Here is a 24695-nt window from a genome sequence, read left to right as displayed (position 1 = left end):
TGCCGCAGGAGCACGAGCGCCGCGAGGGCGAGACCGTGGCCGGCTACATCGCGCGCCGCACCGGCTGCGCCGAGGCCTCCGCCGAGCTCGACGCCGCCGCCTCCGCCCTGGCCGACCCCGATCCCGACGGCTCGATCGCCGACCGCTACGCCCTCGCACTCGACCGCTGGCTCGCGAGCGGCGCGGCCGACCTCGACGAGCGCACCCCGGTCGTCCTGGCCGACCTGGGCCTGTCGCTCGGAGCCGCGGCCGCCTCCTCGACGATGACCTCCCTCTCCGGCGGGCAGGCGGCGCGGGTGGGCCTCGCGGCACTGCTGCTCTCGCGCTTCGACGTGGTGCTGCTCGACGAGCCGACCAACGACCTCGACCTCGACGGCCTGGAGCGCCTGGAGGCCTTCGTCCGTGGACTCCGCGGCGGCGCGGTCCTCGTGAGCCACGATCGCGAGTTCCTCGCCCGCAGCGTCACCCGCGTACTCGAGCTCGATCTCGCGCAGGGCACCAACCGGGTCTACGGAGGCGGCTACGACGCGTTCCTGGAGGAGCGCGAGACCGCGCGCCGCCAGCGCCGCGAGAAGTACGAGGACTTCGCCGAGCAGAAGGCCGACCTGGTCTCCCGCGCCCGCACCCAGCGGGAGTGGTCGAGCCAGGGCGTGCGCAACGCGATGAAGAAGGCCCCCGACAACGACAAGATCCGCCGCAAGGCCTCGGCGGAGTCGAGCGAGAAGCAGGCGCAGAAGGTGCGCCAGATGGAGAGCCGGATCGCGCGGCTCGAGGAGGTCGAGGAGCCGCGCAAGGAGTGGCAGCTCGCCTTCACGATCGGCAGCGCCCCGCGCTCGAGCTCGGTCGTCTCGACGCTGAACGGCGCGGTCGCCCGCCGCGGCGCCTTCACGCTCGGGCCGGTGTCGCTCCAGGTCGACGCGGGCGACCGGATCGGCATCACCGGGCCCAACGGCTCCGGCAAGTCGACGCTGCTGTCGCTCCTCCTCGGCCGCGCCGAGCCGGAGGAGGGCGGCGCCTCCCTCGGAGCGAGCGTGGCGATCGGCGAGATCGATCAGGCCCGCGGGATGCTCGCCGCCGAGGTGCCGCTCGCGGACGCGTTCGAGGCGCTGGTGCCCGAGTGGCCGACCGCCGAGGTCCGCACGCTGCTGGCGAAGTTCGGGCTGAAGGCCGACCACGTCGGCCGCCGCGTCGGCGAGCTCTCGCCGGGCGAGCGGACGCGGGCCGCCCTGGCGCTCCTCCAGGCCCGCGGCACGAACCTCCTGGTGCTCGACGAGCCGACCAACCACCTCGACCTCGTCGCCATCGAGCAGCTGGAGGAGGCGCTCGAGGCGTACGAGGGCACACTGCTGCTGGTCACCCACGACCGGCGGATGCTCGAGACGGTGCAGCTGACGCGGCACTGGCACGTCGAGGCGGGCGTCGTCACGGAGGCGTGAGCGTCGGCGGGATCGAGACACCGCCCTGCCGCCGAGACACCGCCGACGGAGCGGCGCCTCGGCGATCACGGCAGCGGCTCGACGGCGGGCGGGGCCCGACGGACGCGGCCGCCCGCAGGACGCGGCGTCAGGCGCCCGCGGCCCGGGCCGCCTCGTCCTCGCGCCAGCCGGCCTCCTTCTGCACGTACTCGTTGTCGGCGAACTCCGCGAAGTCGCTCTCGTCGGTGATCCGGCGCACCTCGAGGCGGTTGCCGGGCACCAGCGGGCAGCGCAGCGCCCACTCGCGGGCCTGCTCCTTCGAGTCGACCCCGATGATCCAGAAGCCGTTGAAGAGCGACTCGGTCGGGCCGTAGGCGCCGTCGACGACGGTCGGCGGCTCGAAGGAGAAGTCGACCACGAAGCCGGAGGAGGCGACGTCGTCGGCCAGGCCGTCGCCCGAGAGCAGCACGCCCGCCTCGATCATCGCCTCGTTGTACTGCCCCATCCGGGTGATGATCTCGTCGAACGGGATGGAGGCGTAGGCCTCCTTCGCCGCATCGGTCGCGCGCATGATCAGCATGTACTTCATCGGGTCTCCCTGGGCTCGGTGCGCGGGGGCGCACCGCTCACTCTGGCGCGTCGCGGGCACGAGCGGAACAGCCGATCCGGAGGCGCATCGTCCTCGGCGCGGCTGCGAGCCGCAACCCCCGCGCAGACCCTCGCCGAGCGGCGGAGACTGGCGACGGCCCGTTGCTCGACGGGCGCTCATCGACGGAAGGAACGACCCCATGGTGGATCTCGGAGGACTCGCGGACAAGGCGAAGAACGCCCTGAGCAGCGACAAGGGCGAGGAGCTGACCGACAAGGGACTCGACAAGGCGGGCGACGCCGCCGACTCCGCGACCGGCGGGAAGTTCGCCGGGCAGGTCGACAAGGCCCAGGAGGCCGGCGACCAGCACGTCGGCAACGACTGACCCCCGGGGCGGCCCTTCCGCGCTGTCGCGGAGTGCCGCCCGTCCGTCAGTCCCGGTCGCCGAGCCCGACGAGCAGCGCCCGCACCACGGCGACGGAGCGATCGGCCGCGTCGTCGACGTGCGCCTCGAACTCGCCGGGGGCGCAGAGGTCCGAGATCCCGCGGACCGAGACGAACGGCAGCCCGTGCACGTGCGCCGTCTGCGCGAGCGCGACCGACTCCATGTCGGTGGCGAGCGCGCCGGGGAAGTCGCTCCGCACGCGGTCCACGTGGGCGCTGGAGACGAAGACGTCGCTCGAGACGATCAGGCCGCGGCGCACCGGCGGCCCCTCGGGCAGCTCGAGCTCCGCGGCGAGCGCCGCGTCGTCCCCGGAGTAGCGGGCGGGCATCCCCGGGACCTGCCCGAGCGCGTAGCCGAACGCCCGCGCATCGGCGTCGGTCTGCATGTACTCGGCGCCGATCACGACCTCGCCCACGCGGACGTCGGCGCCCAGGCCGCCGGCGGTCCCCGCGCTCACCACGAGCGGCCGGGAGCCGGCCTCCCGCAGGATCGCTGCGGTGAGACCGCCGGCCGCGTTGACGAGGCCGATGCCGGTGCGGACGAGCAGCACCGCGCGGGAGTCGAGCTCGAGCTCCCACTGCAGCGCGTTGCCGATGGCGCGCGGCTCGGAGGCGCTGGTCGCGGCGGCGAGGAACGGGGCGGCCTCCTCGTCCATCGCGACCAGGACGATCGCCGTGCTCACGCGGTGACCGTCTCCCACTCCGAGCGGTGCGCGAGGAACGTGCGCGCCGCCTCCTGCGCCCCCTCGAGGGAGTGGTTGGCGCCCCAGCCGCACTGGGTCTCGTTGGCGGCCGGGACCTCGTCGGCCTCGGTGATGTCCTGGAGCGTCGCCTCGACCAGGCCGAGCACCTCGGAGAGCTCGGGCTCGCCCGAGAGGAGCAGGTAGAAGCCGGTCTGGCAGCCCATCGGCGAGAAGTCGATCACGCGGTCGGAGTGGTTGCGGGACTTCTCGGCGAACAGGTGCTCGAGCGAGTGCACGGTGGGCATCTCGAGGTGCCCGCGGTTGGGCTGGGTGAAGCGCACGTCGTACTTGACGAGGTGGTCGCCTCCGGGCAGCGTCTTCGCGTCGGCGAGGCGCACGTACGGCGCGGCGACGGTGCGGTGGTCGAGGTTGAACGACTCGACGTTCATGCGCGGCTGATCCACGGTGGTCTCCTTCGCTGGGGGTCCCTCCATTGTCCTCCGCTGCGCTGAGCGGAGGCGGACCCCGGCGGATCCGGCTGCTTCTTCTCCGGGGCTGCGCCCGGATGCGCGGGCGGGACGTAGATCCCCGACCGGCCGGACGGAGGGGTGGCCGGAGCAGGGCGCCCGTAGGCGGGCGGGTGGCCTCGGGCCATCGAGCCGTAGTTCGCCGTCGTCTTCTCGGTCATCGTTCCTCCTCCTCGGCGGGCGGAGCGGGGTCCTCGGTCCACTCGACCACGGACTGGTCGGGCACGGAGAGCCAGCGTGCCGTCGCGCCCGACGCGGTGGGAAACCGAGCCCCGGACCGGTGGAGAACGGGCCGCTCCGATCCCTGGGGAGGAGCTTCGGCCGCTCCTCAGAAGAGGTCCGAGAAGCCCATCGCGACGAGGTTCTCGTGCGAGGTCCGCAGGCAGTCGAGCGCGCTCCGCCCGTAGCGCTCGTCCTGCTCGACGAGGAGGTGCTCGACGCCGAGCGCGAGGCTCGTCCCGATGATCCCCGGGAAGTCGAGATTGCCCTCCCCCACCTCGGCGAACTGCACGTTCGAGGTGAAGGCGTGCACGGACCACCCGCAGGACATGTCGGCGGGCGGCCCGACCCGGTAGTCCTTCAGGTGCACCAGGGCGACGCGCTCCCCGTACCGGCGCAGCGTCGTCACGGGATCGAGCCCGCCCCGCTGCACCCAGTGCACGTCGAGCTCGAGCCCCAGCAGCGGAGCCCGGTCGGCGACGACGTCGAGCAGGAGGCGGCCGCCGTGCCGCGCGAACTCGTGGTGGTGGTTGTGGAGCAGCAGCCTCAGCCCGTCGTCGCGGAGCCTCGCCGCGGCGGCCTGGCAGCGGTCGGCGAAGTCGAGCAGGGCGGCCAGCGAGGCCGCCGCGGAGGCGGGCAGCATGCCGATCCGGACCGTGCGCGTGCCGAGCGCGCGGGCGTCGGCGACGATCCCGGCGAGCCCGCCCTCGAGCGCGGCGCCCGGGGAGTCCCCCGGTGCCAGGCCCGCCGAGATCGCCGCGATCTCGACGCCGAGCTCGTCCCGCGCCCGCTGCAGCTCGGCCACGGTGGCCGCCGTCAGCGGGATCTGCGAGATCTCCACCGACCGGTAGCCGATCGCTCGGACCTCCCGGAGCGTCGCGAAGGCGCCCGCCGAGGCGAACGCGTCCTTCAGCATCATCGCCTGCACGCCGATCCTGGTCACGGCAGTCCTCCCGGTCGCGGTGGGGGCCGGCGTCTCCGCGGCCCGGAACGCCCCCGACGGTAGAGGCATGCCTCCGATCTTGTCAATCGGTTGCCAATACGCGTATGGTCATGGCACGGCGGCGCTCCTGCCCGCCGGTTCCCGACGACGAGAACGAGGCACGCACCGTGACCACCGCACCCGCGACGACCGCACCCGCGACGACCGCATCCGAGAACCCCGCGCCCTGGACCCTCTCCGGCTTCGGCGACGAGATCGACCCCGACCCGGTCGTCCAGGTCGCCGTCCTCCGAGCGCTCGGCGCGCACAGCATCGAGGTGCGAAGCGCCTGGGGCCGGAACGTCGTCGACCTCGACGACGAGCGCCTCGCCCGCCTGGCCGCCGTGCTCGAGCGCGGCGGCCAGTCCGTCTCGGCCGTCGCCTCGCCCATCGGCAAGGTCGACGTCGCCCTCGATCCCGAGCTCGAGGTCGCCCGCCTCGACCGCGTCATCCGCGCCGCGCACGCCCTCGGCACGCCGAGCATCCGCGTCTTCTCGTTCTACCGGGGCGAGGGAGTGCCGGTCGAGAGCATCCGCGACGACGTCCTGCTGCGCATGCGCAGGCTCGCCGATCGCGCCGAGCGCGAGGGCGTGGTGCTGCTGCACGAGAACGAGAAGGACATCTACGGCGACGTCCCCGAGCGGATCCTCGATCTGGTCGAGTCCGTCGGCTCGCCCGCCCTGCGCCTCGCCTGGGACAACGCGAACTTCGTGCAGTGCGGGGTGCGGCCCTTCGACGACGGCTGGACGGCGCTACGGCCCTACGTCGACTACCTGCAGGTGAAGGACGCGGTGGCCGCGACCGGCACCGTGGTGCCCGCCGGCGAGGGCGACGGCCAGCTGCGCGAGACGCTCACCGCCCTGCGCGACGACGGCTGGACGGGCGTCGCCTCGCTGGAGCCGCACCTCGCGATCACGGACACCCTCGGCGGATTCTCCGGCCCCGAGTCGTTCGGGGTGGCCGCTCGGGCCTTCCGGGGGCTCGCCTCCTCGCTCGGGATCGACCTGCGATGACCGTCCGCGCGGCGGTGATCGGCTGCGGCGACATCTCCTCCGTCCACCTCGCGGCGATCGGCACGGCGCCCGGCGCGGAGCTGGTGGCGGTCTGCGACACCGACCCGGGCCGGCTCGCCGCGGCCGCCGAGAGGCACGCGGTGCCGGGCTTCCCCGAGGCTGTCCGGATGCTCGACTCCGTCCGCCCCGACGTCGTGCACGTCTGCACTCCGCACAGCACGCACGCCGCGCTGGCGGTCGCGGCCCTGGACCGCGGCGTCGCGGTGCTCCTCGAGAAGCCGCTCGCCTCCTCCGTCGCCGAGGGCGAGCAGGTGATCGCCGCGGCCGAGCGGGGCGGGGCGCGCATCGGCGTCTGCTTCCAGAACCGCTACAACCCGCCCGTGCAGCGCCTCCGCGAGCTGCTGGCGTCCGGCTCCCTGGGCGCCGTGACGGGTGCGGCCGCGACCGTGCTCTGGCACCGCACTCCCGGCTACTACCTCGACCGCCCCTGGCGCGGGATGCGGGCCGAGGGCGGCGGCGGGATGCTGATGAACCAGGCGATCCACACCATCGACCTCCTGCAGTGGCTCCTCGGCGAGGTGGTCGCGGTGAGCGGCTCCGCCTCCACGCGCCTGCTTCCGATCGAGGTCGAGGACACCGCCGACCTGGTGCTCACCCACGCCTCCGGCGCGCGCAGCGTCCTCTACGCGACCGTGGCGAACGCGTGGGACGAGCCGGTCGAGCTCCGCCTGCGCACCGAGCGCGCCACCGTCTCGCTGCGCGGTGCCCTCACCGTGCGGCGCGACGACGGATCCGTCGAGGTCGTCCCGGACACGGAGCGCCGATCCGGCGGGCGCTCGTACTGGGGCGCCTCGCACGAGCTGCTCGTGCACGACTTCTACGCCCGCCTCGGCGAGGACGAGCCCTTCTGGATCTCGCCCCGCGAGGCGGCGAGGTCGCTCGCGATCGTCCAGGCCGCCTACGCCCCGAGCGCGCCCGCGCGGATCCCCCACTCCACCCCGAACGAAGGACTCCTCCCATGACCACCGTCCGCCTCGGCATCATCGGATTCGGCGCCCAGGGCTCCTCCTACGCCCGCTTCCTCGCCGACGGCAGGGTGCGCGACCTCGTCGTCACCGCCGTCGCCGACGTCGACCCCGCCCGGGAGGCGGCGGCCGCCGCGCTCGCACCCGGAGCGTCCTTCCACGCCGACCACCGCTCCCTCCTCGCGAGCGGAGAGGTCGACGCCGTCGTCGTCTGCACTCCGCACTACCTCCACCCCGGGATCGGCATCGACGCTCTCGAGCACGGGCTGCACGTGCTGGTCGACAAGCCGGCGGGCGTCTACGCCGCGCAGGTCGCGGAGCTGAACGAGGCCGCCGCCGCCCGTCCCGGTCAGCGCTTCGCGATCATGTTCAACCAGCGGGCGAACCCGCTCTACCGCCGGCTCAAGGAGGTCGTCGACGAGGGCGGGATCGGCCGGATCCTGCGCTCGAACTGGATCATCACGACCTGGTGGCGGCCGCAGGCCTACTTCGACCAGAGCGAGTGGCGTGCGACGTGGGGAGGCGAGGGCGGAGGCGTCCTGGTCAACCAGGCGCCCCACCAGCTCGACCTGTGGCAGTGGCTGTGCGGAGTGCCGGAGTCGGTGGTCGCGAAGGCCGGCTACGGGCGGTGCCGCGACATCGCGGTGGAGGACGAGGTGACGGTGCTCGCCGACTTCGGCGGGGGCACGACCGGCGTGCTGGTCACCACGACGCACGACCCGATCGGCACCGACCGCCTCGAGATCGTCGGCGACCGCGGCCGGATCGTCGTCGACGACTCCCGGGTCGCGACCATCACCCGGCTGAGCGCCCCCGAGCGCGAGGTCAGCGCCGCCCTCAGCGCCGAGGACGTGGGCCTCCTGCTCAGCGGTCGCTACGACACCGCGGGCCTCTCCACGACGGAGCGGATCGAGTCGGCGTCGGTCTGGGGCGAGCAGCACACGGCCGTCCTGCAGGACTTCGCGGACAGCATCCTGCACGGCACGCCGCTGCTCGCACCCGGGGCGGAGGGGATCCTCGGGGTCCGGCTCGCCAACGCCATCCACTACTCGAGCTGGACGGGACGCGAGGTACCGCTCGACCTCGACGAGGGCGTGTTCCTGGCGGCGCTCAACGAGCGCATCCGCGAGGAGGGGGCGTTCCCGGAGCGGAGCTGACGGGGCAAAGCCGCGCTGGACGGGACCGGAGCGGTGGGCGGCAGGCCGGTGACGGCGGCCTGCCGGAGCGCGGACTCCCCGATCCGGCCCGACCCGGACGCGAGCAACGGGCCGGGCGGGCTTCTCGGCCCTGTGGCAGCATGGGCGGCGGACGGCGCCCCGTCCGCCGCCGTGCCCCTCGAGAGAAGACCGCGATCGTGCCCAGCGAAGACGCGCCCACCGGCCCCTCCGCCGCGAGACGCCGCGGCCGCTCCGCGACGACGATCTACGACGTCGCCCGACTCGCCGGCGTCGCCCCCTCCACCGTCTCGCGCGGGCTGAGCACGCCCGGACGGCTGAACGCCGCGACCGAGCAGCGGATCCGCGCCGCCGCGAAGGAGCTGGGCTACCGGCTCAACCCGATGGCGCGCGCGCTGCCGACGGGCCGCACCTCGACCCTCGGGCTGCTGGTGGCCGACATCACCAACCCGGCCTTCTTCCCCGCCGTGCGCGGAGCGGAGCGGGCGGCGTCGCTCCGCGGCTTCACGATGATCCTCGCCGAGTCGCAGGAGTCCGGGGAGCGCGAGGCCGAGGCGGCCGACCGCATCGCCGCCTCCACCGACGGGCTCGTCCTCGTCAGCACCCGCCTCAGCGACGAGGAGATCATCGCGCTGGCCGAGCGCATCCCCGTCGTCGTCCTCAACCGCGTGGTCCCCGGCGTCGCGGGGATCGTGCCCGATCTCGCCTCCGGGATCGACGCCGCGCTCGACCACCTCGCGGCTCTCGGCCACCGCTCCCTCGCCTTCATCGCCGGTCCGCCCGACTCGTGGATGAGCGCCGCGCGATGGGAGCTCCTCCTCGACCGCGCTCCGCAGCGGGGCATGACGGTCGTCGAGATCGGGCCGGGCGTCTCGACCCTCGAGGGCGGGAGGAGCGCGCTCGCGAGGGTGACCGCCTCCGGCGTCGGCGCGGTGATCGCCTACAACGACCTGGTCGCCATCGGACTGATGCGGGCGGCTCAGGAGTCGGGCGTCGCGATCCCGGAGCAGCTCAGCATCATCGGCTTCGACGACATCTTCGGCAGCGACTTCACCTCGCCGCCGCTGTCGACCATCAGCGCACCGCTGGGCCGGATGGGCGAACGGGCGGTCCGCCGGGTGCTCGGCGACGAGGAGCCTTCGGAGCGGGCCGACGACCTGCCGACGGAGTTCGTCCCGCGCGCCTCGACGGGACCCCGCCGCGACTCCTGACCCCGGTCCGCGCCCCGGCGTGCCAACCGGTGCGCCAGCCGTGGCAATCGGTTGACACTCCTCTGTACCCATACTTGGATGGCCCCGTGCCGACGAAGCTGCTGAACGATCCCGACCGACTCCTGCCGATCGACCCGACGACCCGGGCGATCGCCCGCGACCTCCACGCGAGCGTCGCCGCCCTGCCGATCCTCTCCCCGCACGGGCACGTGGATCCGCGCCTCCTGCTCGAGGACCGCCCCTTCGCCGACGCGGCCGAGCTCTTCCTCCGGCACGACCACTACGTCACCCGGCTGCTCCACTCCGCCGGGATCGACCTGGGCGATCTCGGCATCCCGGGAGGCGAGCGCCTCGCCGGCCCGGAGGAGGTGTGGCGCACGTTCTGCGCGCACTGGCGGATCTTCGCGGGAACCGCCTCGGGCTACTGGCTCCAGTCGATCCTCGCCGAGCAGTTCGGCATCACCGAGCAGCCCGGCGCCTCCACCGCCGACGCCCTCTTCGCGGCGATCGGGGCCCGGCTGGCGTCCGACGCCTTCCGCCCGCGGGCGCTCTTCGAGCGGTTCGGGATCGAGGTGCTGGCGACGACCGACGATCCGCTGGACGACCTGGCCGTCCACCGGGCGCTGGCGGAGGATCCGGCGTTCCCGGGCCGCGTGCTGCCGACCTTCCGCCCCGACGCCTACCTCGATCCCTCCACCCCCGGCTGGCCCGAGCGCGTCGCCGCCCTGGCCGCCGCCACCGGAACGAAGGAGTCCAGCTTCCCCGGATTCCTCGAGGCCCTCCGCGCCCGGCGCCGGTACTTCCTCGACCACGGCGCCGTCTCCGCCGACCACGGAGTGCTGGAGCCGCTGACCGTCGGCCTCGATCCCGCCGAGGCGCAGTCCCTCTTCGCCCGCGCCCGCGCCGGCACGATCGACGCCGAGGGCAGCCGCGTCCTCGCCGCCCACCTGCTGCTGCAGTCCGCCCGCATGAGCGTCGACGACGGCCTGGTGATGACCGTCCACGCCGGCGTGCTGCGCAACCACGATCGGCCGACCTTCGAGCGCTTCGGTCCCGACACCGGCCACGACATCCCCGTCGCGACCCGGTTCGCCGAGCCCCTCCGCCCGCTGCTGCAGGAGCTCGGCAACGCACCGGGCTTCCACCTCGTCCTCTTCGGGATCGACGAGAGCACCCACTCGCGCGAGCTCGCTCCCCTCGCCGGCTACTACCCGTCGGTGTTCCTCGGAGCGCCGTGGTGGTTCCTCGACGCGCCCGACGCGGTGCTGCGCTTCCGCGCCGCCGTGACGGAGACCGCCGGCTTCTCGCGGAGCTCCGGCTTCATCGACGACACCCGCGCGTTCCTCTCCATCCCGGCCCGTCACGACATGGCGCGGAGGCTGGACGCCGCGTTCCTCGCGCGCCTGGTCGCCGAGGGGCGCATCGACTCCGAGACGGCGAGCGCCGTCATCCTGGACCTCGTCGACGCCCAGCCGCGGAAGGTCTTCAAGCTGTGAGCGGGCACGGCGGAGGAGGCGCGCTCGATCGCGCATCCACGGGCCTGCCGGCGGCTCCCGTCCGCATCGTCCACCTCGGCCTCGGCGCCTTCCACCGAGCGCATCAGGCCTGGTACACGCACGCCGTCGACGACGACCACGAGTGGGGAATCGCCGCATTCACCGGCCGGAGCCCCCGCGCGGCCGAGGAGCTCACCGCGCAGGACGGCCTGTTCACGCTGATCGAGCGCGGACCGGAGGGCGACTCGGCGACGGTCGTGGGCAGCATCGTCGAGGCGGTCGACGGCGCGGACGTCGCGCGTCTCGTCGAGCTCGTGGCGGCTCCTGCGACGGCGATCGTCACGCTGACGATCACGGAGGCCGGGTACCGTCTCGCCGCGGACGGCGGCCCCGACCTGGACGACCCCGCCGTCCGGAGCGATCTCGCCGCCCTCCGATCGGGAGGAGCGCCGACGACCGCGCTCGGCCGCCTCCTCCTCGGCCTCACCGCCCGGCGCGACGCCGGCTCCGGCCCGCTCGCCGTCGTCCCCTGCGACAACCTCTCCGGCAACGGCCCTCTCGTGCGCCGTGGACTGCTCCTGCTCGCCGAGCGGCTCGACCCGTCGCTCGCCGACTGGATCGACAGCACCGTCTCGTTCGTGTCGACCTCCGTCGACCGGATCACCCCGGCCACCACGGCGGCGGACCGGGAGGCGGCGGCCGAGCTCACCGGCATCAGCGACGCCGCGTCCGTCGTGACCGAGCCGTTCCGCGACTGGGTCCTCTGCGGCGGCTTCCCCGCCGGCCGACCCGCCTGGGAGCGCGCCGGAGCCCGCTTCGTGGACGACATCGAGCCCTTCGAGCGGCGCAAGCTGCGACTCCTCAACGGCGCGCACACGCTCCTCGCCGCCACCGGCCGCCGGCGGGGTCTCGCCACCGTCGCGGAGGCGATCGCCGACCCCGCCTGCCGGAGCGCCGTCGAGGCGTTCTGGGCGGAGGCGGCGGCCGGCCTGCCCGCCGGTCTCGACGCGGACGCCTACTGCGCCGCCCTCCTCGGGCGCTTCGGCAACCCCCGGATCGAGCACCGGCTCGAGCAGATCGGCGCCGACGCGACCGCCAAGCTCCGCATCCGGATCGCGCCCGTGCTCCTCGCCGAGCGCGCGGGCGGACACGACGGAGCCGCCTCCCTCCGTGCCGTCGCCGACTGGATCGCACTGCTGCTCCAGGGTGAGCGCCTGCCCGACGCGCAGCGCCACGCCCTCGACCGCGCCCTCGGCTCCGCCCGGCCCGTCGAGGCGCTGCTGCGGCTCGTCGACCCGCGCCTCGCCGACGACCCGGCCCTCGTCGCCGCGGTCGCCGCTCAGGCGGCCTAGACCTCCACCCCGCCTCTCCGCGCGGCGCCTCCGGCGCCGTCGGCAACCGATCGCCACCCTCGCACCGTCTCGACGCGGCGCGGATCCCGACGGGTCCGCGCCCGGGTAAAGGAGCCCGCATGACCCCCCGCACCACCGCGCCCGGAGCGCCCGCCGCTGAGAAGCTCTCGAAGCTGAGCATCGTGGGTTACGGCGCCGGCGACACGGCGAACAACCTCGCCTTCACCACCGCCACGATGTTCCTGCTCGTCTACTACACCGACGTCGCCGGGATCTCCGCGGCCGCGGCGGGCACGCTGCTGCTCGTCGTGCGGATCTTCGACGCGTTCGCCGACGTCTTCGCCGGCCGGGTCGTGGACCGCACCTACAGCAGGCGCTTCGGCAAGTTCCGGCCCTTCCTGATGTTCGGGTCGGTCCCGCTCCTGCTGCTCTCGGCCGCGACCTTCTCCGTCCCGCAGATCGGCGAGAGCGGAACCCTGCTCTACGCCTACCTGAGCTACGCCGCGCTCGGCCTCGCCTACAGCCTCGTCAACATCCCCTACGGTTCGCTCGCCGGAGCGATGACGCAGGTCGGCACCGAGCGCGCGAAGCTCGCCAGCGCCCGCGCCATCGGCGGCGCGATCGTGGGGGCCGGGCTCGGCACCTTCATGGCCCCGCTGGTCGTCCCCGGCGCCGATCTGCAGTCGCTCTTCTCGATCGTCACGCTGAGCTTCGTCGTCGTCGGCTCCGCGCTCTACCTCTTCACGATCCTGACCGCGAAGGAGCGCGTCCAGCGCGACGTCGCGCACGTCACGTTCCGTCAGAGCATGACGACCCTCCGCTCCAACCGGCCGCTGCTCTTCCTCTGCCTCAGCTCGTTCCTGTTCCTCACCGGGACGCTCGCGCTCCAGACCGTGCAGCTCTACTACCTGCGCGATGTGCTCGGATCGGTCCAGCTCTACGCCGCGATGTCGCTCATCCAGCTCGCCCTGACCTTCGGCCTGGCCGCCCTCGTCCCGACGATCGTGCGGCGGTTCGGCAAGCGCAACGCCTACATGGCCGGAGTCGCGGTCATGATCAGCGGCGGAACGGTCGTCTTCCTCGCTCCGGGCGACGCGGTGGCGGTCGGCTTCGGCGGACTGGTCCTCGCCTACGTCGGCATCCAGCTCGTCAACATGCTCGTCTGGGCGATCGAGGCCGACACCGTCGAGTACGGGGAGTGGAAGACCGGCATCCGCTCCGAGGGCACGATCTACGCCCTGTTCTCCTTCACCCGCAAGACCGGCCAGGCGGTCGGAGGCGCCCTCGCCGCGTACGCGCTGGCCTGGGGCGGCTACGTGGCCGGGGCCGCGGAGCAGAGCGAGCACGCCGAGTGGGGCATCCGCGCCGCCGCCGGCCTCATCCCGGCCGTCGCGGCCCTGCTCGCGGTGCTGATCATGGCGTTCTACCCGCTGACCGACCGCCGGCACGCGCAGATCGTCGCCGAGATCGCCGAGCGCCGCGAGAGCACGGGGCAGGCCGCGCCCGTGGCGCCCGGCCTCTCGACCGCCGCGTTCTCGATGGACCGCGCTCCCGGCCGGAACCCCTGACCCGATCCCCCACCACGAAAGGCACCCATGAAGATCGACAAGGCCGAGGTCGTCGTCACCAGTCCCGACCGCAACTTCGTCACCCTCAAGCTCACGACCGACGACGGGCTGACCGGCCTCGGCGACGCGACCCTCAACGGCCGCGAGCTCGCCGTGGTCTCCTATCTCGCCGACCACGTCGTGCCGCTGCTCCTCGGTCGCGACGCCTCGCGCATCGAGGACACCTGGCAGTTCCTCTACCGGTCGTCCTACTGGCGCCGCGGGCCGGTCACGATGGCGGCGATCGCGGCGGTCGACACCGCCCTCTGGGACATCAAGGGCAAGGCCGCCGGCATGCCGCTCTACCAGCTGCTCGGAGGCGCGTCCCGCACCGGCCTGCTCGCCTACGGCCACGCGTCCGGGCGGTCGGACGCGGAGCTGTTCGACAGCATCCGCGAGCACCAGGAGCAGGGGTACCGCGCGATCCGCGTGCAGACCGCGGTGCCGGGGCTGACCTCGATCTACGGCATCGCCTCCAACGCCGTCCTCGAGGGCAACGCCGGCGTGCGCTACGACCACGAGCCGGCGCAGCGCGGCGGCCTGCCGACCGAGGAGGACTGGGACACCCGCGCCTACCTGCGCCACGTCCCCCGCGTCTTCGAGGCCGTCCGCAACGAGTTCGGACCGGGGCTCCCCCTCCTCCACGACGGCCACCACCGGATGACACCGATCCAGGCCGCGGCCCTCGGCAAGTCCCTCGAGCCGTACGACCTCTTCTGGCTCGAGGACTGCACGCCCGCCGAGAACCAGGAGGCCCTCCGCCTCGTCCGGCAGCACACCACCACGCCCCTGGCGATCGGCGAGGTCTTCAACACCGTCTGGGACTACCAGCTCCTCATCCGCGAGCAGCTGATCGACTACATCCGGAGCGCGGTCACGCACACCGGTGGCATCTCCCACCTCCGGAGGATCCTCGACCACGCCGCGCAGTACCAGATCAAGTCCGGGATGCACGGACCCACCGATGTCTCCCCGGTGGGCATGGCGGCCGCGATGCACCTGGGCCTGGCGATCCACAACTTCGGGATCCAGGAGTACATGAAGCACGGCGAGCGGACCGACAGCGTCTTCCAGCAGTCGTTCACCTGGAGCGAGGGACGGCTGCACCCGGGCGACGCCCCCGGTCTGGGCGTGGAGCTCGACGTCGACGCCGCCGGGAAGTACCCCTACGTGCGCGCGTACCTGCCCTTCAACCGCCTCGCCGACGGCACCGTCCACGACTGGTGACCTGCCCCCCTCCGCCGAGGCGATCCCGGACCGTCGCGGGAGCCACGACCAGCGGGCTCCCTCGACGGTCCGGGGTTCCCCCCGCCGAGCACAGGCCGGTCAGGGCACGAAGCGGTAGCCCATGCCCGCCTCGGTCAGCAGGTGCCGCGGATGCGCGGGGTCGGGCTCGAGCTTCTTGCGCAGCTGCGCGAGGTAGAGGCGCAGGTAGCCGGTGTCCGTGACGTGCGCGGGGCCCCAGATCTCGGCCAGCAGCGAGCGACGGGTGACCAGCTTGCCCGCGTTGCGGATGAGGATCTCGAGCACCTGCCACTCCGTCGGAGTCAGCCGCACGGAGACGCCGTCCCGCGTCGCGCTCTTGGCCACCAGGTCCACGGTCACCTCGCCGATCACGACCAGCGGCTCGCCGTCGGCCGGCTGCACCCGCCGCGAGAGGGCTCGGATGCGCGCGAGCACCTCGTCCATCGAGAACGGCTTGGTCACGTAGTCGTCCGCGCCGGCGTCGAGCGCGCCCACCTTGTCGGCCGCGCCCGTCCGCCCCGACACCACCAGGATCGGCGCGCTCGTCCAGCCGCGCAGTCCGTGGATGACCTCCACCCCGTCGAGCCGGGGCATGCCGAGGTCGATCATGTAGAGGTCCGGATGCTCGTCCACCGCGCGATTGATCGCCTCGGTGCCGTCGCCGGCGGTCACCACGTCGTATCCGCGGGCGGTGAGGGTGATGCGCAGGGCGCGCAGGATCTGCGGGTCGTCGTCGGCGATCAGGATCTTCATGCGGCTCCTCCGGAGTCCTCGTGCGGGGCGGCGCCCGACCCGCCGTCGCGCGGGGCGGCAGGAGCGACGCGAGCCGCAGGAGCAGCGGCAGCAGTCTCCTTCGCCAGCGGCAGCGTCACCACCATCGTCAGCCCGCCCCCCGGAGTGTCCTCCGTCTCGAGCGTGCCGCCCATCCCCTCCGTGAACCCCTTCGAGAGCGCGAGGCCGAGGCCCAGGCCCGTCAGGTTGTCGTCGTCGCCGAGTCGCTGGAACGGCACGAAGATCTCCGCGCGGCGCTCCTCGGGCACCCCGGGGCCGTGGTCGACGATCCGCAGCTGCGCGCTCCCGCCGAAGGCGCTGGCGGCCACGCGCACCCGGGTCCCAGGCGGCGCGTAGCGGACGGCGTTCGCGAGCAGGTTGACCACGACGCGCTGCAGCAGCACGGCGTCGGCGAGCAGCGCCGGGCCCTCCGGATCGAGGTCGAGGTCGACCTCGCCGGGACCGAGCCCGAGCTCGTCGAGCGCGGGGAGCACCACGTCGGCGGCGTCGAGCGGAGCGAGCGCCACGGCGAGCGCCCCCGCCTCCAGCCGCGTCACGTCCAGCAGGTCGGTGACCAGCGCGGCGAGCACGGTGAGGCTCTCGTCGGCGGTGGCGAGCAGCTCCTCCCGGTCGCGCTCGCTCCAGACCACCTCGGGCGAGCGCAGTCCGCTGACGGCCGCGGTGGCCGCGGCGAGGGGCCGGCGCAGGTCGTGGCTGACGGCCGAGAGCAGGGCGCTGCGCACCCGGTCGGTCTCGGCCAGCGGAGCGAGGGAGCTGGCCGTCTCGCTGAGAGCCGCGTTCTCGAGCACCGAGTCCAGCTGGGCGGCGACGACCTGGAGCAGCCGCCGCTCGCTCCCCTCCAGCTCGCGGCCGTGCAGCTCGAGCACCGCGCCCTCGCCCACCGCGATGCGCGCGGGATCGCCCTCCGGCTGCGGCTCGCCGTCGGCCGCGACGAGCTCGCCGCCGCGCAGCAGCCGCACGCCGGTCAGCCCGAACGCCTCGCGCGAGCGCTCGAGGATCGCCTGCAGCGCCCCCTGCCCGCGGATCACGCCGCCCGCGATCGTCGCCAGCAGCTCCGACTCCGCCCCCGACCGCTTGGCGGCCCGCGCCCGCCGGGCCGCGCGGTCGACCACGGCGCTGACGAGCGCCGCGTTCAGCACGTAGAGCACCAGCGCGAGCGCGTGCAGAGGCTCGTCGACGGTGATCGTGTAGAGCGGATCGACGAAGAAGAAGTCGAGGGTCAGCCCCGAGAGCACGGCCGCGAAGAGGGCCGGCCAGAGCCCGCCGACCAGCGCGACGACCACCACCAGCAGCTGGTACGAGAGCACGTCGCTCGTGATCGACTCGTCGCTGCGGAGGCTCGAGAGCAGCCAGGTCACCAGCGGGCCGCCCACGAGGGCGAGTGCCAGTCCCAGGAGGCGGCGCCGCAGCGTCAGGGCCCCGTCGAGCCTCGGCAGCACCGCGGTGCGCCCGGCGGCGGAGTGGCTGACGATGTGCACGTCGATGTTGCCGGACTCGCGGATCACCGTCGACGCCGTGCCGGGCGTCAGCGCCGAGGCGAGGCGGCTCCGCCTGCTCACGCCGATCACCAGCTGCGTCGCGTTCACCGAGCGGGCGAACTCGACCAGCGTGCGCGGCACGTCCTCGCCGACCACCTGGTGGTAGCTGCCGCCGAGCTTCTCGACCAGCACCCGCTGCGCCTCGAGCACGTGCGGGCGCGGAGTGCGGAGGCCGTCGGGGGTCACCACGTGCACGGCGAGCAGGTCGCCCCCGGAGGCGCGGGCCGCGATCCGCGCGCCGCGCCGCAGCAGGGTCTCCCCCTCCGGCCCGCCGGTGAGGGTCACGACCACGCGCTCGCGCGCCTCCCAGGTGCTGTCGATGCCGTGCTCGACGCGGTAGTCGCGGAGCGCGCTGTCGACCTCGTCGGCGAGCCAGAGCAGCGCGAGCTCGCGCAGGGCGGTCAGGTTGCCGAGCCGGAAGTAGTTGGAGAGCGCCGCGTCGATGCGCTCGGGCGGGTAGACGCGGCCGTCGGCGAGGCGGTCGCGCAGCGCCTGGGGCGCCAGGTCGACGACCTCGATCTGATCGGCGGCGCGGAGGACCGCGTCCGGGATCGTCTCGCGCTGCGGCGCTCCGGTGATCGCGTGCACCACGTCGTTGAGCGACTCGATGTGCTGGATGTTCACGGTCGAGAAGACGGTGATGCCGGCGTCGAGGAGCGTCCGCACGTCCTCCCAGCGCTTCTCGTGCCGGGAGCCGGGGGCGTTGGTGTGCGCGAGCTCGTCGACCAGCGCGACGTCGGGCCGGCGGGCCAGCACCGCGTCGAGGTCCATCTCGTCGAGCAGCACGCCGCGGTGCTCGACGGCCCTCCTCGGCACGACCTCCAGCCCCTCGACCATCGCGGCGGTGGCGGAGCGGCCGTGCGTCTCGACCACGGCCACCACGACGTCGCGGCCCTCGGCGGCGAGCCGGCGGCCCTCCTCGAGCATCGTGTAGGTCTTGCCCACTCCGGGCGCGGCTCCGAGGAGCACGCGCAGGCGGCCCTTCGTCATGCTCCCGGCCTCCCCTCGTGCTCGCGGCTCCGGGGCGTCCCGGGCTCGCGGGACCGGCGTCGATCCGCTCGACCGGACGGTCCCGACGAGCCGATCGCGATTCTACGAGCCGGAGGGGCCACCGGAGCGGTCACAACCGTGCGAGAGCGGCGTTGAGCTCGAGCACGTCCACCGTCGGCTCGCCGAGGTAACCGAGCACGCGGCCCGCGGTGTGCTCGTCGACCAGCGCGCGCACGGTAGTCACGTCGAGCCCGCGGGCAGCGGCGACGCGGGGCGCCTGCAGCTGCGCGTAGGCAGGGCTGATCGCGGGGTCGAGCCCCGAGGCGGAGGCGGTCAGCGCATCGGCCGGCACAGCGGCCGGGTCGACGCCCTCGAAGGCGGCGATCGCGGCCCGGCGCTCCTCGACGGACGCGACCAGGTCGGCGTTCTCGGGGCCGAGGTTGCTGCCGGTCGAGGCCGCGGCGTCGTAGCCCGCGGCGGAGGGACGCGACTGGAACCACTCCGGCAGGGGCGCTCCGTCGGCGTCGGTGAACGACTGGCCGATGAGCGACGAGCCGATCACCGCGCCGTCCTGGCGCAGCAGCGAGCCGTTCGCCTGGGCGGGCAGGGCGAGCTGCCCGATCCCGAGCACCGCGAGCGGGTACGCCGCTCCCAGCAGCACGGTGAGCACGATCATCGCGCGCAGCGCGACACCGTAGGGACGGAACATGGTCTCTTCTCTCTGTCTTCGGTGGTCGGGTCGGGCGGGTCAGAAGCCGGGGATCGCGGCGACGATGAGGTCGACGAGCTTGATCCCGAGGAACGGAGCGATCACTCCGCCCAGCCCGTAGACCAGGAGGTTGCGGCTGAGGATGCGCGAGGCGGCGACCGGGCGGTACGCCACTCCCCGCAGCGCGAGCGGGATCAGCACGACGATCACCAGCGCGTTGAACACGATCGCCGAGAGGATCGCCGAGGCCGGCGAGTGCAGCTGCATCACGTTCAGCACCGCGAGCCCGGGGAAGACCCCCGCGAACATCGCCGGGATGATCGCGAAGTACTTCGCCACGTCGTTCGCGATCGAGAACGTGGTGAGCGCGCCGCGGGTGATCAGCAGCTGCTTGCCGATCCGCACGATGTCGATGAGCTTGGTGGGGTCGGAGTCGAGGTCGACCATGTTGCCCGCCTCCTTCGCCGCCGAGGTGCCGGTGTTCATCGCCACGCCCACGTCGGCCTGCGCGAGGGCCGGGGCGTCGTTGGTGCCGTCGCCGGTCATCGCGACCAGCGCGCCGCCCTCCTGCTCGCGCCGGATCAGGGCGAGCTTGTCCTCGGGGGTCGCCTCGGCGAGGTAGTCGTCGACTCCCGCCTCCGCCGCGATCGCCTTCGCGGTCAGCGGGTTGTCGCCCGTGATCATCACGGTGCGGATGCCCATCGCGCGCAGCTCCGAGAAGCGCTCGGCGAGCCCGTCCTTCACCACGTCCTTCAGGTGCACGACGCCGAGCAGGCGGGCGCCGTGGGCGTCCTTCACCGCGACGACCAGGGGCGTGCCGCCGCTCTCCGAGACGCCGTCGACGAGCACCGTGAGGCGCGCCGCGACCGCGGACGGCAGCGGTCCCTCCTCCTCCACCCAGGCGCGCACGGCCGAGCCGGCGCCCTTGCGGATGGAGGAGCCGTCGGGGAGGTCGAGCCCGCTCATCCGGGTCTGCGCAGTGAACGGCACCACGGCGGCTTGAGCGGGCTCGACGGCGGGGCGGCCCGAGTCGCCCGCGAGGTCGACGATCGACTTCCCCTCGGGCGTCGGGTCGCTGAGCGAGGAGGAGGCGGCCGCGTCGACGAGGGCGGCCTGCGCCACTCCGTCGAGGGGGAGGAACGCCACCGCACGGCGGTTGCCGTAGGTGATGGTCCCCGTCTTGTCGAGCAGGAGCGTCGTGACGTCGCCCGCCGCCTCCACGGCCCGGCCGGACATCGCGAGCACGTTGCGCTGCACGAGGCGGTCCATGCCGGCGATGCCGATGGCCGAGAGGAGGGCGCCGATGGTGGTCGGGATGAGGCAGACGAGCAGGGCGACCAGCACCGGGACGCTCACGGAGGCTCCCGCGAACGAGGCGATCGGGTTCAGGGTCAGCACGACCACGACGAACACGATCGAGAGGCTCGCCAGGAGGATGTCGAGCGCGATCTCGTTCGGCGTCTTCTGCCGCGACGCGCCCTCGACCAGGCCGATCATCCGGTCGACGAAGGTCTCGCCCGGCCGGGAGGTGATCCGCACCACGATCCGGTCCGAGAGCACTCGCGTGCCGCCCGTCACCGCGCTGCGGTCGCCTCCGCTCTCGCGGACGACCGGCGCCGACTCTCCGGTGATCGCCGACTCGTCGATGGAGGCGATGCCCCAGACGATGTCGCCGTCGCCGGGGACGAGGTCGCCCGCCTCCGCCACGACCACGTCGCCCAGCTGCAGCTCGGCCGAGGAGACCTCGACCAGGCGGGCCGACAGGGCGGAGGGGTCCGCGGGGTCGTAGTCGACCACGCGCCGGGCCGGAGTGCTGGTGCGGGTGGCGCGCAGGCTCTCGGCCTGGGCCTTGCCGCGGCCCTCGGCCACCGACTCCGCGAGGTTCGCGAACACCACGGTGAGCCAGAGCCAGATCGCGATGCCGGCCGTGAAGGTGACGGGCACCGTCGATCCGCCCGACTCCTCCGGCCCGCCGAGGAACGGCTCGGCGATCGCCAGCACCGTGGTCAGCACGGCGCCGACCTCGACGATGAACATCACGGGGTTGCGCCACATCAGGCGCGGATCGAGCTTGCGCAGCGCTCCGGGGAGGGCGGCGGCGAGCTGGCGCGGCCCGAGGGCGGCGCGGGTGGGGCGCGCGGGTTCCGCGGGGGCCTCGGTGAGTGCAGTGGTCATCGGAGTCGCAGTCCTTCCGCCAGGGGGCCCAGCGCGAGTACGGGGAAGTAGGTGAGCGCGGTCACGACGACCGTGACGCCCACGAGGAGGCCGACGAACTGCGGCCGGTGGGTGGGCAGCGTGCCGGCGCTGGAGGGCACCGGCGACTGCGCCGCGAGCGAGCCGGCCAGGGCGAGCACCAGCAGGATCGGGAGGAAGCGGCCGAGGAGCATCGCGACGCCGAGCGCCGTGTTGAGCCAGGGCGTGTTCGCCGTCAGCCCCGCGAACGCCGAGCCGTTGTTGTTGGACGCGGAGGTGAAGGCGTAGAGCACCTCCGAGAGCCCGTGCAGCCCGGGGTTCAGGATCGACGTGCTCTCCACGTCCTCCCGCACCGCCGGGATCGCGAAGCTCAGGGCCGTGCCGGCCAGCACGAGCGTCGGCGTCACGAGGATGTAGAGGCTCGCGAGCTTGATCTCGCGCGGGCCGAGCTTCTTGCCCAGGTACTCGGGCGTCCGGCCGACCAGCAGCCCGCCGACGAACACGGCCAGCACCGCGAGCACGAGCATCCCGTAGAGGCCCGAGCCGACGCCGCCGGGGGCGACCTCGCCGAGCATCATGTTGAGCATCGGCAGCATGCCGCCGAGCGCGGTGAAGGAGTCGTGCATCGCGTTGACGGCGCCGGTCGAGGTGAGCGTCGAGGCGGTCGCGTAGAGGGCGGAGCCGGCGATGCCGAAGCGCGTCTCCTTGCCCTCCATCGCGGCTCCGGCGGCCTGCGCCGCGGATCCGCCGCCCGCCGCCTCCAGCGCGGTGAGGGCCGCGAGCGACACGACGAAGATCGTCGCCATCGCCGCGAGGATCGCGCGCCCCTGCCGCACGTCGCCGACCATCCGGCCGAAGGTGCGCGGCAGCGAGAACGGGATCGCGAGGATCAGCACGATCTGCAGCAGCGACACCCACGCCGAGGGGTTCTCGAACGGATGCGCGGAGTTGGCGTTGAAGTAGCCGCCGCCGTTGGTGCCGAGCAGCTTGATCGCCTCCTGCGAGGCCACCGCGCCGCCCGGGATGCTCTGCTCGCCGCCGGTGAGCGTGGTCACCGTCAGCGGGCCGTTCAGGTTCTGGATCACGCCGCCCGCGATCATCACGACCGCCACCACCACCGCGAGGGGCAGCAGGAGGCGCAGTGTGCCGCGCACGAGGTCGACCCAGAAGTTGCCGAGCGTTCCGGAGGAGCGGCGCGCGAATCCGCGGATCAGCGCCACCGCCACGGCAAGGCCCACGGCCGCCGAGACGAAGTTCTGCACGGCGAGGCCGCCGAGCTGCACCGCGAAGCCGAGGGTCGCCTCCGGGGAGTAGGACTGCCAGTTGGTGTTGGTGACGAACGAGACGGCGGTGTTGAACGCCAGCCCCTCCGGCACCGCGGGCAGGCCGAGGGAGCCGGGCAGGACCGCCTGGAGGCGCTGCATCCCGTAGAGCAGGATCACGCCGACGAGAGAGAAGGCCAGCACCGCCCGGAGGTAGGCGCGCCAGCTCTGCTCGCCCGCGGAGTCGACCCCGATGAGGCGGTAGACGCCGCGCTCGAGGGCGAGGTCGCGCGTCGAGGTGTAGACGCGGAACATGTGGTCGCCGAGGGGGCGGTGGAGGAGGGCGACGGCCAGGCCGACGGTCGCGACCTGGAGGACGGCGAGGAGCGGATCCATCAGAAGCGCTCCGGTCGGATCAGGGCCGCGACGAGGTAGACGACGGCGGCGAGCGCCAGCACGGCCGCGAGGGCGTCGAAGACGATCACCGGCCCGCCTCCTTCTCGCGGGTCCCGCGGGTCGCCGAGGGGGGCGGTCCGCCCAGCCGCTCGACCCCCTTCGCGGCGAGAGCGATGAGCGAGAAGAGGGCGAGCACGCCGAGGAGGTAGGCGAGGTCGAGCACGGAGGACTCCATCCGGGGAGCGGACGACGCCCGGGACCGGACGCCTGCCGGGAAGCGGCACAGGAAGCGATGCAACACCTCGCGGGGGCCCCTCGGAGCGGTCCTCACGGTTCCCCTACGGCCCGGCCCGGAGTCCTCGCGTTTCCCTCACGCGGACGGCGACGGGCGCCCGGCGGAGGGGTGCGAGCCGGGCGGGAGCGAGCGGTGAGAGCGTTCTCCCCCCGCAACGGCGGGGATCGACGTCCCGAAGATCACATTTCGGCATCGCCTGGACAAATTCGCCGACCGCGCTTTACTCCCCCCGATCGAAGGAATATGTTCTCTCCGTGGACAAAGCCCCTCGGGGCTCTCCCGCCCTCCCGGGCGACGACACGACGACGTGCGCCACACGTGCACGCCTCTTGTCGTCCTCTCCCTCGGACACTGCTTTCAGAGAGGAATGCACTCCATGAAGTTCTCCCGCGGCATCACCACGCTGGCCGCCGCCGGCATCATCTCCCTCGGCCTCGCGGCCTGTTCCGCGAGCCCCGCCAACTCCGGAGGCGCCGCTGCCGGCGCCGGCGCGGAAGGCGACTGCACCGTCGGCATCTCAATGCCCACGCGCAGCCTCGAGCGCTGGATCAACGACGGCGAAGGCCTCCAGTCGCAGCTCGAGGGCGACGGCTGCACCGTCGACCTCCAGTACGCCGACAACAAGACCGATCAGCAGATCTCGCAGATCCAGAACCAGATCGCCGGCGGCTCCAAGATCCTGGTCATCGCCGCGATCGACGGCGAGGCGCTCGCGCCCGTCCTCGCCGAGGCGAAGAAGCAGAACGCCACCGTCATCGCCTACGACCGTCTCATCAACGGCACCGCGGACGTCGACTACTACGCGACCTTCGACAACTACAAGGTCGGCCAGCTCCAGGGCCAGTACATCGAGTCGACCCTCGACCTGAAGAACGCCGCGGGCCCCTTCACCCTCGAGCCCTTCGCCGGCAGCCCCGACGACAACAACGCGAAGTTCTTCTTCTCCGGCGCGTGGGACGTCCTGCAGCCCTACATCGAGAGCGGCAAGCTCACCGTCCCCTCGGGCAAGTCGCCCGCGTCGGACGACGACTGGGCCTCGATCGGCATCCAGGGCTGGGCCTCCGACAAGGCGCAGTCCGAGATGGACAACCGCCTCTCGTCCTTCTACACCGGCGGCCAGAAGGTCGACGTCGTGCTCTCCCCCAACGACAGCCTGGCCATCGGCATCGAGGCCTCGCTGAAGTCGGCCGGCTACACCCCCGGCGCCGACTACCCGGTCATCACCGGCCAGGACGCCGACAAGGCCAACGTCAAGGCGATCCTCGCCGACGAGCAGTCGATGACGGTCTGGAAGGACACCCGCACCCTCGGCGACCGCGTCTTCCAGATGGTGCAGTCGATCGTCGCGGGCGAGGAGCCCGAGGTCAACGACACCGAGACCTACGACAACGGCGAGAAGGTCGTCCCGTCCTACCTGCTGGAGCCGCAGGTCGTCACGAAGGACGACGTGCAGTCGGTCCTCGTCGACTCCGGCTTCCTCAAGGCCGGCGACGTCGGACTCTGATCCGTCGGGCGGGGGCGGGGAGGATCGCTCCTC

At 73.2% G+C, this 24695-nt stretch carries 22 protein-coding genes; 11 read left to right on the top strand and 11 right to left on the bottom strand.

All coding sequences use genetic code 11. The features are described 5' to 3' along the window. On the top strand, window positions 1–1436 hold a 1436-nt coding region (locus C5C27_RS09290), incomplete at its 5' end, for an ABC-F family ATP-binding cassette domain-containing protein (protein ID WP_104314205.1). A 127-nt stretch (window positions 1437–1563) separates the two neighbouring features. Here C5C27_RS09290 and C5C27_RS09285 read toward each other — a convergent pair. Continuing rightward, window positions 1564–2004 carry a YciI family protein gene (locus tag C5C27_RS09285; protein ID WP_104314204.1) on the bottom strand — a complete coding sequence of 147 codons (441 nt, stop codon included), beginning with the start codon at window positions 2002–2004 and terminating at the stop codon, window positions 1564–1566. Between the two features lie 199 nt (window positions 2005–2203). Here C5C27_RS09285 and C5C27_RS09280 point away from each other — a divergent pair, with 199 nt between their 5' ends. After that, window positions 2204–2389, top strand: coding sequence for an antitoxin (locus C5C27_RS09280; RefSeq protein WP_104314203.1), 186 nt, complete (start codon window positions 2204–2206; stop codon window positions 2387–2389). Window positions 2390–2435: 46 nt separating this feature from the next. On the opposite strand, the gene mtnN is transcribed toward C5C27_RS09280, so the two are convergent. From mtnN to C5C27_RS09265, 3 genes are all read right to left on the bottom strand, one after another. Further along, the gene (gene mtnN / locus C5C27_RS09275) at window positions 2436–3131 is read right to left on the bottom strand and encodes a 5'-methylthioadenosine/S-adenosylhomocysteine nucleosidase (protein ID WP_258066571.1); all 696 of its coding nucleotides are present in this window, start codon (window positions 3129–3131) and stop codon (window positions 2436–2438) included. Next, window positions 3128–3625, bottom strand: a complete 498-nt coding sequence (locus C5C27_RS09270; RefSeq protein ID WP_308470742.1) for an S-ribosylhomocysteine lyase — start codon at window positions 3623–3625, stop codon at window positions 3128–3130. Before C5C27_RS09270 ends, mtnN begins: the two co-directional genes overlap by 4 nt. A gap of 361 nt (window positions 3626–3986) precedes the next feature. Then, window positions 3987–4820 carry a sugar phosphate isomerase/epimerase gene (locus C5C27_RS09265; RefSeq protein WP_258066570.1) on the bottom strand — a complete coding sequence of 278 codons (834 nt, stop codon included), beginning with the start codon at window positions 4818–4820 and terminating at the stop codon, window positions 3987–3989. A gap of 167 nt (window positions 4821–4987) precedes the next feature. On the opposite strand from C5C27_RS09265, the gene C5C27_RS09260 reads away from it, so the two are divergent. The 8 genes from C5C27_RS09260 to manD all read left to right on the top strand — a co-directional run bounded on the left by C5C27_RS09260 (window position 4988) and on the right by manD (window position 14965). After that, window positions 4988–5872, top strand: coding sequence for a sugar phosphate isomerase/epimerase (locus C5C27_RS09260; RefSeq protein WP_258066569.1), 885 nt, complete (start codon window positions 4988–4990; stop codon window positions 5870–5872). Beyond that, window positions 5869–6894 carry a Gfo/Idh/MocA family protein gene (locus C5C27_RS09255; protein ID WP_104314202.1) on the top strand — a complete coding sequence of 342 codons (1026 nt, stop codon included), beginning with the start codon at window positions 5869–5871 and terminating at the stop codon, window positions 6892–6894. Before C5C27_RS09260 ends, C5C27_RS09255 begins: the two co-directional genes overlap by 4 nt. Next, window positions 6891–8054: a Gfo/Idh/MocA family protein gene (locus C5C27_RS09250; RefSeq protein WP_104314201.1), complete on the top strand. Its 1164-nt coding sequence runs from the start codon at window positions 6891–6893 to the stop codon at window positions 8052–8054. Before C5C27_RS09255 ends, C5C27_RS09250 begins: the two co-directional genes overlap by 4 nt. 197 nt (window positions 8055–8251) lie before the next feature. Next, complete coding sequence (locus C5C27_RS09245; RefSeq protein ID WP_181133490.1) at window positions 8252–9283, top strand: LacI family DNA-binding transcriptional regulator; 1032 nt, start codon at window positions 8252–8254, stop codon at window positions 9281–9283. 86 nt (window positions 9284–9369) lie between these two features. Then, window positions 9370–10779 carry a glucuronate isomerase gene (gene uxaC / locus C5C27_RS09240; RefSeq protein WP_104314199.1) on the top strand — a complete coding sequence of 470 codons (1410 nt, stop codon included), beginning with the start codon at window positions 9370–9372 and terminating at the stop codon, window positions 10777–10779. Beyond that, a complete protein-coding gene (locus C5C27_RS09235) occupies window positions 10776–12131 on the top strand; it encodes a mannitol dehydrogenase family protein (RefSeq protein ID WP_258066568.1) in 1356 nt (451 codons plus the stop codon). The genes uxaC and C5C27_RS09235 overlap by 4 nt, the downstream gene beginning before the upstream one ends. A 119-nt stretch (window positions 12132–12250) precedes the next feature. Continuing rightward, the gene (gene uidB / locus C5C27_RS09230; protein WP_104314198.1) at window positions 12251–13699 is read left to right on the top strand and encodes a glucuronide transporter; all 1449 of its coding nucleotides are present in this window, start codon (window positions 12251–12253) and stop codon (window positions 13697–13699) included. Between the two features lie 27 nt (window positions 13700–13726). Next, window positions 13727–14965 (top strand): D-mannonate dehydratase ManD, encoded by a 1239-nt coding sequence (manD, locus tag C5C27_RS09225; RefSeq protein WP_104314197.1) that lies wholly within the window; start codon window positions 13727–13729, stop codon window positions 14963–14965. A gap of 99 nt (window positions 14966–15064) precedes the next feature. Here manD and C5C27_RS09220 read toward each other — a convergent pair whose 3' ends face one another. The 7 genes from C5C27_RS09220 to C5C27_RS18010 form a co-directional block, all read right to left on the bottom strand. Then, window positions 15065–15736 (bottom strand): response regulator, encoded by a 672-nt coding sequence (locus tag C5C27_RS09220; protein ID WP_104222647.1) that lies wholly within the window; start codon window positions 15734–15736, stop codon window positions 15065–15067. Further along, window positions 15733–18303: an ATP-binding protein gene (locus tag C5C27_RS09215; protein WP_104314196.1), complete on the bottom strand. Its 2571-nt coding sequence runs from the start codon at window positions 18301–18303 to the stop codon at window positions 15733–15735. Before C5C27_RS09215 ends, C5C27_RS09220 begins: the two co-directional genes overlap by 4 nt. A 130-nt stretch (window positions 18304–18433) precedes the next feature. Beyond that, complete coding sequence (gene kdpC / locus C5C27_RS09210; RefSeq protein WP_104314195.1) at window positions 18434–19012, bottom strand: K(+)-transporting ATPase subunit C; 579 nt, start codon at window positions 19010–19012, stop codon at window positions 18434–18436. A 39-nt stretch (window positions 19013–19051) separates the two neighbouring features. Next, window positions 19052–21187: a potassium-transporting ATPase subunit KdpB gene (gene kdpB, locus C5C27_RS09205; RefSeq protein WP_104314194.1), complete on the bottom strand. Its 2136-nt coding sequence runs from the start codon at window positions 21185–21187 to the stop codon at window positions 19052–19054. Next, window positions 21184–22863 (bottom strand): potassium-transporting ATPase subunit KdpA, encoded by a 1680-nt coding sequence (kdpA, locus tag C5C27_RS09200; protein ID WP_104314193.1) that lies wholly within the window; start codon window positions 22861–22863, stop codon window positions 21184–21186. Before kdpA ends, kdpB begins: the two co-directional genes overlap by 4 nt. Then, the gene (kdpF, locus tag C5C27_RS09195) at window positions 22863–22952 is read right to left on the bottom strand and encodes a K(+)-transporting ATPase subunit F (RefSeq protein WP_068209492.1); all 90 of its coding nucleotides are present in this window, start codon (window positions 22950–22952) and stop codon (window positions 22863–22865) included. The genes kdpA and kdpF overlap by 1 nt, the downstream gene beginning before the upstream one ends. Continuing rightward, the gene (locus C5C27_RS18010; RefSeq protein WP_167299012.1) at window positions 22949–23098 is read right to left on the bottom strand and encodes a hypothetical protein; all 150 of its coding nucleotides are present in this window, start codon (window positions 23096–23098) and stop codon (window positions 22949–22951) included. The genes kdpF and C5C27_RS18010 overlap by 4 nt, the downstream gene beginning before the upstream one ends. A 436-nt stretch (window positions 23099–23534) precedes the next feature. Here C5C27_RS18010 and chvE point away from each other — a divergent pair, with 436 nt between their 5' ends. Then, on the top strand, window positions 23535–24662 hold the full coding sequence (chvE, locus tag C5C27_RS09190) for a multiple monosaccharide ABC transporter substrate-binding protein (protein ID WP_374952918.1): 1128 nt from the start codon (window positions 23535–23537) through the stop codon (window positions 24660–24662). The last annotated feature ends 33 nt before the right edge of the window (window positions 24663–24695 follow it).

The organism is Rathayibacter sp. AY2B7 (assembly GCF_002931635.1).
Lineage (GTDB): Bacteria > Actinomycetota > Actinomycetes > Actinomycetales > Microbacteriaceae > Rathayibacter.
Note: the sequence above shows the minus strand (reverse complement) of the source record. Positions and strands in the feature narration are given on the sequence as shown.

Excerpts from the sequence above, each read along its gene's own strand:
- C5C27_RS09285 (WP_104314204.1), bottom strand. The coding sequence starts at position 2,004 with ATGAAGTACATGCTGATCATGCGCGCGACCGATGCGGCGAAGGAGGCC.
- C5C27_RS09280 (WP_104314203.1), top strand. The coding sequence starts at position 2,204 with ATGGTGGATCTCGGAGGACTCGCGGACAAGGCGAAGAACGCCCTGAGC.
- C5C27_RS09270 (WP_308470742.1), bottom strand. The coding sequence starts at position 3,625 with ATGGAGGGACCCCCAGCGAAGGAGACCACCGTGGATCAGCCGCGCATG.
- C5C27_RS09255 (WP_104314202.1), top strand. The coding sequence starts at position 5,869 with ATGACCGTCCGCGCGGCGGTGATCGGCTGCGGCGACATCTCCTCCGTC.
- C5C27_RS09250 (WP_104314201.1), top strand. The coding sequence starts at position 6,891 with ATGACCACCGTCCGCCTCGGCATCATCGGATTCGGCGCCCAGGGCTCC.
- uidB (WP_104314198.1), top strand. The coding sequence starts at position 12,251 with ATGACCCCCCGCACCACCGCGCCCGGAGCGCCCGCCGCTGAGAAGCTC.
- manD (WP_104314197.1), top strand. The coding sequence starts at position 13,727 with ATGAAGATCGACAAGGCCGAGGTCGTCGTCACCAGTCCCGACCGCAAC.
- C5C27_RS09220 (WP_104222647.1), bottom strand. The coding sequence starts at position 15,736 with ATGAAGATCCTGATCGCCGACGACGACCCGCAGATCCTGCGCGCCCTG.
- C5C27_RS09215 (WP_104314196.1), bottom strand. The coding sequence starts at position 18,303 with ATGACGAAGGGCCGCCTGCGCGTGCTCCTCGGAGCCGCGCCCGGAGTG.
- kdpC (WP_104314195.1), bottom strand. The coding sequence starts at position 19,012 with ATGTTCCGTCCCTACGGTGTCGCGCTGCGCGCGATGATCGTGCTCACC.
- kdpB (WP_104314194.1), bottom strand. The coding sequence starts at position 21,187 with ATGACCACTGCACTCACCGAGGCCCCCGCGGAACCCGCGCGCCCCACC.
- kdpA (WP_104314193.1), bottom strand. The coding sequence starts at position 22,863 with ATGGATCCGCTCCTCGCCGTCCTCCAGGTCGCGACCGTCGGCCTGGCC.
- C5C27_RS18010 (WP_167299012.1), bottom strand. The coding sequence starts at position 23,098 with ATGGAGTCCTCCGTGCTCGACCTCGCCTACCTCCTCGGCGTGCTCGCC.
- chvE (WP_374952918.1), top strand. The coding sequence starts at position 23,535 with ATGAAGTTCTCCCGCGGCATCACCACGCTGGCCGCCGCCGGCATCATC.